Raw genomic sequence first — 9,212 nt, forward strand, 5'->3', positions numbered from 1 at the left:
AACTTGCTCTTTTTTGATTCTGATACCCCGTCCGCTTGCGGCGGGGTAGTTCATTTTTCTATAATGCCCTGATCTGTAGCCCTGAGTCAGAGCAGTAGTCCAGCCACCTCATCGGAGGCTTCACTTTCAGAGACTCCTTCTTTAGGGGTCAGATTTTGCAGGAAGGGAGCATCCTCGCGATAGATCATGAGGTCAAACCAGAAAGTAGTACCGACGCCAACTTCGCTGACTAGGTTAACGTTGGTATGGTGCTTTTCGATGATGTTGCGAACAATGGACAGACCTAGCCCGGTTCCCTCCAGGGTATGTACTCGGTTCTCGACCCGGAAGAAGCGATCGAAAATCGCCTGTTGGTCTTCAGGGTCGATGCCGATACCTGTATCAGCTATTTCAACGCGAATGTGGGACGGTGGCTGATCAGAAAACGAGTCTAGGGTGTATGCTCGGACGGCAACGCATCCTCCCGCTTCCGTAAATTTCAGGGCATTTCCCACCAAGTTTGCAAAAACCTGGAGCAGCAAATCATAATTGCCGAGGACGGGTGGAAGCTCGTTTTCAATGTCATGAACGAGTTTGATGCCTTTGTCCTTCGCGTTGAGTTGGTAGGTACGCAGGGTTTGCTCAATGGGCTGAATCAGTTCGACCGCCTCAAAGCGATAGCGCCTACTCGATTCCAGTCGGGATAGATCCAGCACGTCGTTGACAAGACGGGTCAGGCGATCCGTTTCTCGGTTTGCGGTGTCTAGAAACTCGTTGCGCTCTTCTTCGGTCAAGTCTTCCCCGTACTCATGCAAGGTTTCGATAAAGGACTTGATGTTGAACAGCGGCGTTCGCAATTCGTGGGATACATTGCTGATGAACTGGCTTTTAGCTTCGTTTAGCTCCACTTCACGGGTGATGTCCTGCACCGTAATCGCGATGCCCTTGATGTTCTCTCGCGACTGGTCAAGAACCGTGTTAATCAAAATTCGGATCATCCGTTTGGTGGGTTCTGGGATGTTCACCCGCAGTTCTGCGCCCTCCCGCCGGCGCGGCATCGATGTGGGAAAATTGCCTGCCACAATCTCATAGAGCGGGCGGACAATCTCTAGCTTTACCGCTTCAGGAAGGTAGTGCAGCACATTCTTGCCAATGATGGCATCGGTGTCGTCCCAGCCAAAAATTCGTTTTGCCGTCGGATTCACCAGAACGACGTGCATTTGGTCATCGAGGAGCACCGCACCGTCGGCAATGGTCGATACCAGAGTTTCAAGCTTGGCTTTTTCCGCCGTTAGTTCTTCAATATTCTGCTCTTCATAGCTTTCTAGGCGTTCGGCCATCTCATTAAAGTTGAGAATCAGTTCGCCGAGTTCGCCGCCCAGGGGCAGATCAATGCGTTGTTTGAAGTTACCCGCCGCAATGTTTTTAACGCCAACGAGGAGTTCCTTAATGGGTTGCGTAATCGTGAGCGCATTGAAAACAGCCCCCAGGATCACCATCACCCAAATCGAGACGAAAACGGCAATGGTGACATCGCGCGTGAGGTGGGAGGAGGTGACCACCGTGGGATTGGGGTTAATGCCGATCGCCAGAACTCCCAAGTACTGGCCTTCATGGTCTAGGGGCACAAACACATCGGTAACTTCCCCATCGGGCGTGATGTGTTGACGCACCATAGGGGCGTCCATATTTTGTGAGTAGTTGTCCGGAAGCTGCATCCGGCGACGAATGGTGAGAGAGTTTTTGACCTCGGATTCAGAAAAGGGGATGCCGAAGAAAATATCGCCATCTTCATCGGCATACAGCATGTAGCGGATGCTGCTAGTGCTGCTGTAGAAGCGGTGTGAAAAGCGGGCTAGTTCGGTGCGATCGCCCTTATAGACAAGGGGTGCCGCGTTAGCTGCTAGCAGAAGTCCCAAATCTCGCCCAAAGCGCGTATCGTTTAGGCGGGCATCCTGCTGAATGCTGTTAACCGCCCAGAAGGTGAGGCTGCTCATTAGGAGCGAAACCACCAGGGTAGCCGCAGCCATTAGGCGGGTTTGCAGCGTGAACTCTGACCACCAACGCCCAATAATTTCCCGGAATTGACACAGAAGTTTAATCAAGACAGCTCTCTAGACAGCACGACTTGCTTAGAAACTAGCAGAACCACGACTAAAGCGGTTCTGAGAACCTATCGCGATCGCCCTCTGGTGTCCATTGTCTAACGCTCAGAGCTTCCCAGAACGAGACAGGACAATCGCAGGACAGCGTTCTAATCCACTATTGTGACAAATGCGGCTCACAATTTCTAATCAGGGTTCACGAATTTCATTAATTGATGTAGATGGGTGCAAGTGGGCTGGTAGCAATTTTGAGTGTTGAGTTCTCAGTTTTGAGTTGACGATGCGTGACACTTTCAGCGACTCCAGTACTAGATCTGGAATTGGAGACGTTGGCATAGGCAGCGCTACCGAAGGCCGAATCTACCCCAGAGATGCCACTTGATATCCAATATCCCGACGGGCATAGCATCTGTCAAACTCGATGCAATCGACTGCAGTATAGGCATTGGCGATCGCCTCTTTAAAATTCTCGCCCAGAGCCGTTACACCCAGCACTCGTCCGCCATCTGTTACCAACTGTTGGTTCTTGAGGCGCGTACCAGCGTGGAAAACCATTGCCCCAGTTGCCTCCGCCTTAGCAATCCCCGTAATGGGTAAGCCTTTCTCGTAGGTCTCTGGATATCCGGCAGATGACATAACCACACAAGTGGCGACACCGGAATGCCAGGAGAGCGGCGGTAACTGAGCCAATTTCTGTTCAGCACAGGCGAGCATGACCGTTTCTAAGGGCGTTTCCAGGAGCGGGAGCACGACCTGAGTTTCGGGATCACCAAAGCGGCAGTTGAACTCGATCACTTTGGGTTCGCCGTTGGGCGTAATCATCAGCCCTGCATACAACACCCCCCGATAATCTATCCCTCGCTGGCGGAGAGCCGCGATCGCGGGTTCTAACACTTCACGCTGAATTTGATCCATCAAGATTGGCGTCACCAGCGGGGCAGGGGCATAGGCTCCCATACCTCCCGTGTTGGCTCCGGTGTCCCCTTCGCCAATCCGCTTGTGGTCTTGGGCTGGGAGGAGTGGTCGAATGGTCAGACCATCGGTGATGGCTAGAACCGAGGCTTCTTTGCCGTCGAGGTATTCTTCAATAACGACTCGCGAACCAGCTGCTCCAAATTTCCCTGTAAATGCGTCGGTGATGGCCTGTTCTGCGGCATCTATGGTTTCGGCAACGGTTACGCCCTTCCCAGCCGCGAGGCCATCCGCCTTCACCACAATCGGCGCACCGTGCTGCTTCACGTAGGCGATCGCAGCCTCTGCATCGGTAAACGTCTCAGAGGCCGCTGTGGGAATCCCAGCCTCCTGCATCAATTCTTTAGCCCATGCCTTGCTTGATTCGATTTGGGCACCGGCTTGGGTTGGCCCAAATACGGTTAATCCCTGCTTAGTCAGAAAGTCTGTGATTCCAGCCGCTAGTGGCGCTTCAGGCCCAACTACGATGATGCTAGCGTTATTGACAAGGGCAAAGCGGGCAATTCCCTCAAAGTCATCCATCGCAAGACCTAGGTTTCGGCAGCCTTTCAGGGTGGCGGTGCCTCCATTACCCGGCACACAAAACACCTCGGTAACTCGATCGGATTGCAACAGTTTCCAGCTGAGGGCATGCTCACGTCCACCATTGCCGACTACCAAAACTTTCACTATGGTCTCACTCCATCCGCTGCAAACTGACGACATCAGAGCGATAATCAGCGCCCATGACTATACAACACCATGATTTCGTCTTTAGCTACACTCTACTCTAGCCAAAATTAGGAACTATCTTGACTCAATCTAGGATTGGGATTGGGATAACGCCATATCCGACTACTGAACCCGTATGATTATGCGCTTAAATGGGTCAGAATGAAAGTGCATTATCCTATAGTCTCTACAAAATGTTCATTGGGTTTATGGGATGGTGAACTGAGCCTCACAAAACTGAGCCTCACAAACACGAATGGCGATGGACGAAGCTGAGGTAAGGGCGGAACGTTCGCTTGGCTTGGTCAGTCGTTAAAGAGAGGTCAGGTTTGGGAGCGATCGCACTTCCTAGATTGACGCTTGTTTGAGAAATTTTTAGTAATAAACCATTATTGTTCTGATGACCATGCCGCTTGCGCCCATGCTCAACGTTCGGATTTTGAGTCGTTCGGTTCGCTGGATGTCTAGTCTTGTGATGATCGCCTGTGTAGGAGCGATCACCCATCCCGCCATTGCTCAGGCAGACTCGCCGGAATCCTCAGTGCCCACCGCTGCCGAACTGAGTCCGCTAGAACTCCTCGAACCCGATCCGCTTTTGCCGGAGCCGCCCGTCGATCGGGAACTGACCCCCCAAGAGCAAAATGCCCTGTCCGTTGCGTTAGATGAACTGAGCAGTCAAGCCAGCACCGAATATAAGCGGGGAAACGCAGAAGCCGCGATCGAGCTTTGGTTGCGGGTGGCACGGCTGCGACGCTACCTGGGGCCAAAAGCTGAAGTCCAGTCCCTCACGGAGTTAGGGGAAGCGGCATGGCAGGAGAATCGGGCACTTGTTGTCAGTGCGACCACGCGACGCTTAGAACAAATTGAGCAAGAAGCGCTGCTGCAATCGCCGCCGGACTATGACTTGCTGCTGAGCATTGCGGAAGGATACGAAGCCATGCGGGCACGCCCTCAAGCGGTGGCGACGTACCAGATTTTGTTAGAGCGGGCACGTCAGCAACAAGATGGGACTGAGGTGAAGCGCATTCTCACGGCCATGGGTGAGCTTCAGCTGGCCTGGTTTGACTACACCGGGGCAGCCACCACCTACGAAGAGTTGCGAAGACTATCCCAGGAAACGGGCGATCGCCGCTCGGAATTATTAGCCCTCGAACGCCTATCGACGATTTACCAAGAAAGTGAAGAGTACGAGTTGGCGATCATTGCCCAAAATGACTTGCTGGGCTTTTACGATAATCGCCAGGATCGCAATAAAATTCCATTACTGAAAATTACAATTGCTGAAAACTATGCGGCGATCGGGCGTCCTGACTTAGCGGCAACCACCTACCAGGAAGCCTTTGCCCTGGCGCAAGAGAATGAACAGTTTGGCTCAGCGAGTGATGCGCTGCGGGGATTAGCGAGTTTGTATCTCACCATTGATCGCTTAGAGGATGCTCGAATTGTGTACGAACTGCTGGTGGATGTTGAGCGGCAGTCCTACAGCCAGTACGGCATGATGTTTGCCTACGATCGCATTGGCCAGATTTATCGAGTCCAGGGATCGACCTATCAGGCGATCGCCGCCTTTCAGCAAGGACTCCAGCTTGCCCGTGACCTCAAGTACAAGGAAGACTATTTCCAGGAACAAATTCAAAATCTCCAACAGCCTGCAACCCCGTAATCCGTTCTGCGATCCCTCTAGGAGGGTGTATGTCTAGATCTTTGCCCATCCCACCCCATTTCGATCCCCGGCGCGTTAGCGAGGTGTGGCGAGTGCCCTATGCCGATCGGGCAGCAGCAGCGATCGCCTGGGCACAGGCATACGGAATCAAACCTGCGGCAGAGGATAAAACGCGAATTTGTCTGCTGGCGACCGATGTTCAGAACACTTTCTGCATCCCAGAGTTTGAACTGTTTGTCGGTGGGCGATCGGGGCGGGGTGCAGTGGAGGACAACGTGCGCCTGTGCGAGTTTATCTATCGCAATCTGGGTTGGATTACGGCGATCGCCCCGACGATGGACACCCACACCGCCACCCAGATTTTTCATCCCGTCTTTTGGATGGATGCGGCAGGGCAGAATCCGCCACCCATGACCATGATTTCGGTGGAGGATGTGGAGCAAGGGAAATGGCGCGTGAATCCGGCGATCGCCCACAACGTTGACATGTCGGCGGATGAGTTACAAGCCTATGCCCTCCACTACGTCCGGCAGTTGCAGGGGGTCGAAAAATATCAGCTAACCATTTGGCCTTACCACTCGATTTTGGGCGAGATTGGTCATGCCTTGGTATCTGCCGTCGAGGAAGCCTGCTTTTTCCATTCGATTGCCCGCGTCAGCCAAACCCGCTTTGAAATCAAGGGCAGCAATCCCCTCACCGAACACTACTCGGTGCTGAGTCCCGAAGTCGTGACCGATCAGCACCAGCGGGCGATCGCCCAAAAGAACACCAAGTTTCTGAAGATGCTCCTAGAGTTCGATGCGATTTTGATTGCAGGGCAGGCCAAAAGCCACTGCGTCGCCTGGACGATTGATGACCTGTTGACCAATATTCAGGGCATTGATCCCAGCCTTTCCCAAAAAATTTATCTGCTCGACGATTGCACCTCTCCTGTGGTAGTTCCAGGGGTTGTGGACTTCACCGACATTGCCGAGGCCGCGTATCAGCGCTTTGCCGCTGCCGGAGTTCATCGGGTGCGGTCTACCACTCCGCTCCAGGACTGGCTGGGACTCCAGTTCTGAACACGGCATTAAAGGGACGCAAAGCGATCGCACGCATCCAGTAACGCCGTTTGAATCTCCGGTTCCGTCATCGAATGTCCGGCATCGGGAACCACCACCAGATCGGCTTCTGGAAACGCCCGGTGCAAATCCCAGGCCGATACCATGGGACACACGACGTCGTAGCGACCCTGCACGATTACAGTCGGGATCTGGCGAATCCGATCCACATGGCGCAGTAGGTAATCCTCTTCGGTGAAAAACCCGCCGTTGATGAAGTAATGACACTCAATCCGGGCAAAGGCCGTCGCGAACTCGTCTTCTTCAAAGTGTGCCACCAACGCCGGATCCAGCAGCAGTTTACTCGTCTTCGCTTCCCAACTCGACCAGGCACGGGCAGCGGCTAGGCGAACGCTGGGATCCTGGCTGGTCAAGCGTTTGTAGTAGGCGGTTACGAGGTCATCCCGCTCGCTCTCTGGAATGGGGGCAAGGTATTCCTCCCAGGCATCGGGAAACAGGTTGCTGGCTCCCGATTGATAAAACCATTGAATTTCCCGTTTGCGGAGCATAAAAATTCCCCGCAAAATCAAGCCTTTACAGCGTTCGGGATAGGTTTCAGCATAGGTCAGCGCTAGGGTACTTCCCCAACTGCCCCCAAAGACGACCCAGCGATCGATCCCCAAGTGCGATCGCACCCGTTCGATATCCTCCACTAAATGCCAGGTGGTATTGTCGGTTAGCTCGGCATGGGGCGTACTTTGACCGCAGCCCCGCTGATCAAACAGCACCACGCGATACCGCTGAGGATCAAAGAAGCGACGATAGTTGGGCTGAAGGCCACCCCCAGGCCCCCCATGCAGGAAAACGACGGGTTGACCGTCAGGATTCCCGCACTCTTCTAGATACAGGGTGTGGAGGTCGGAAACGGGAAGGCGATCGCACCGATAGGGCTCAATCGGCGGATAAAGGTCACGCATGGGGATCTCAGAGGTCAAGGGTATCTACGTTTTCTCTTCTAGCACGATTCCCGACGGACGCCGAACCAGAATTTAGCGCGATCGCCCCCAGCGCTTTGGCGCAGTTCGATACCAGTAGGCAATGCGATCGGTTGGGACACCGAGCCAAAAGGCCAGCAAAACCAGTTGATTGAGAAGCGTTGTCCGGACAATCCCCAACCTTTGCCAGCGCCGTGCCGAGGTGCGGACAGCAGCAGGAGCAATGTAAATCCGGCCAATCCGTTTCAGTCGCTTAACCATCTCTACGTCTTCAAGAATCGGTAGAGGGGGGAATCCGCCGACCTGATGAAAGATCTCAGAGCGCATGAATAAGGCTTGATCCCCGTAGGGCATTTGGTTTAGGCGCGATCGCCATTTCACCCCCCATTCCACCCAGCGCAAGCGGCGATCGCTCCCGTCAATCTGGAGTTCAAACGCCCCGGCGATCGCCCTTGGACGGCCTAGCACCTCTGTAATGTGAGTTGCAAACTGCGGTGGCAGCTTGGTATCGGCGTGTAGAAAGAGAAGAATCTCGCCTGTGGCAATTTCGGCTCCAGCATTCATCTGATGAGCCCGTCCAAGCGGGGCTTGGATCACCCGCACGCCACAGCCCAGTGCTTTGTCTACCGTTGGATCCCCGCTGCCCCCATCCGCAATGATGATGTCTAACCTGCTGGGATCATCATGATGCTGACGAATAGAGGCGATCGCCTGTTCGATACAATCTGCTTCGTTGAGGGTAGGAATCACCACCGAGATGGAATAGGACATAACTCAGCCGCTACGGTCGTGGAATCTCTGCACAGATTTGATACCACACGGCTAGATCCTCTGGATAGTCGATATCAGCGAGGGGTTCGAGCATAGCAATGCTTAGATTTAATGATTGGGCGATCGCCATAGTCTGAGCAAGCACCTGATCTGTACTCCATGCAATTCCTGTGAATAGATCGGGGATCACCTGCTTCATGCCGATTAGATAATATCCACCATCGACGGCTGGCCCCAACACAAGGTCATGGGTTTGGAGTGCGGCAACGGCTTGATGGAGGATGGGAGGCGTGATCCCCGGACAGTCGATCCCGATGGCAATCACGCGATCGCGCTCCGATGCGGCATCTTGAAAGGCACGCAACAGGCGATCGCCTAAATCTCCCGTTCCTTGCGCTTTGTAAGTCCACTGTTCGCCCAACCAAGTTTGCATCATGGGGCGATCGCAGCCTGTGAAACAAACAACTACGTCTATAGAATCGGGCTGGGTCTGCTGGGCGATCCATGCTTGAACCGTGTTCAGGGTATGTTCAGTTAACTGTCGCTGGAGTGCGGCGGCTCCTTCTGCGCCCAAGTGTGGAATGAGCCGTGTTTTGGTCTGACCCGGTTGAGGATATCGGGTAAATACTATCAAACCAGCCGTTATTTGCACTGCCAAAGCCCAGAAAGCAACCTCAAAATCATAGATGAATCGTTATCGGTAATGAGCTGTGTCTCACTCTCGCCCCAACCCTCCTCACCCTAGAATCACGGCAAAAGAGCGGTCTATGACATGACCCCACAACGGGGAAGGGGATCACCAATAGACGAGTCCTAACGGAGTCTCGACAAGTAGGGCATCGTGATTACTTATCAATGAAAATCAACTATCTTCACACGAGAAATAGCTGATTGGGCACAATGAATCGTAAACGGAGGATAGTGACGTACTCCCGACACCGATGCAAACATACGGTGCGGGCTTCTCCCACCGGAA

General features: G+C 53.6%; 7 protein-coding genes. 2 read left to right on the forward strand and 5 right to left on the reverse strand.

The genetic code is table 11. From position 1 onward, the window contains the following. Positions 1-86: 86 nt before the first annotated feature. Positions 87-2,009, reverse strand: a complete 1,923-nt coding sequence (locus IGR76_11600; protein ID MBF2079134.1) for a HAMP domain-containing protein — start codon at positions 2,007-2,009, stop codon at positions 87-89. A 435-nt stretch (positions 2,010-2,444) separates the two neighbouring features. Beyond that, the gene (purD, locus tag IGR76_11605) at positions 2,445-3,725 is read right to left on the reverse strand and encodes a phosphoribosylamine--glycine ligase (GenBank protein ID MBF2079135.1); all 1,281 of its coding nucleotides are present in this window, start codon (positions 3,723-3,725) and stop codon (positions 2,445-2,447) included. A gap of 448 nt (positions 3,726-4,173) precedes the next feature. Between purD and IGR76_11610 the strand changes: the two genes are divergently transcribed. Then, a complete protein-coding gene (locus IGR76_11610) occupies positions 4,174-5,430 on the forward strand; it encodes a hypothetical protein (protein MBF2079136.1) in 1,257 nt (418 codons plus the stop codon). Between the two features lie 29 nt (positions 5,431-5,459). Beyond that, positions 5,460-6,491: an isochorismatase gene (locus tag IGR76_11615; GenBank protein MBF2079137.1), complete on the forward strand. Its 1,032-nt coding sequence runs from the start codon at positions 5,460-5,462 to the stop codon at positions 6,489-6,491. Positions 6,492-6,499: 8 nt separating this feature from the next. Here IGR76_11615 and pip read toward each other — a convergent pair whose 3' ends face one another. The 3 genes from pip to IGR76_11630 form a co-directional block, all read right to left on the reverse strand. After that, a complete protein-coding gene (gene pip, locus IGR76_11620) occupies positions 6,500-7,447 on the reverse strand; it encodes a prolyl aminopeptidase (GenBank protein ID MBF2079138.1) in 948 nt (315 codons plus the stop codon). Positions 7,448-7,519: 72 nt separating this feature from the next. Continuing rightward, positions 7,520-8,236: a TIGR04283 family arsenosugar biosynthesis glycosyltransferase gene (locus IGR76_11625; protein ID MBF2079139.1), complete on the reverse strand. Its 717-nt coding sequence runs from the start codon at positions 8,234-8,236 to the stop codon at positions 7,520-7,522. A gap of 10 nt (positions 8,237-8,246) precedes the next feature. Continuing rightward, positions 8,247-8,888 (reverse strand): TIGR04282 family arsenosugar biosynthesis glycosyltransferase, encoded by a 642-nt coding sequence (locus IGR76_11630; GenBank protein ID MBF2079140.1) that lies wholly within the window; start codon positions 8,886-8,888, stop codon positions 8,247-8,249. Positions 8,889-9,212 lie beyond the last annotated feature (324 nt).

The organism is Synechococcales cyanobacterium T60_A2020_003 (genome assembly GCA_015272205.1).
GTDB lineage: Bacteria > Cyanobacteriota > Cyanobacteriia > RECH01 > RECH01 > JACYMB01.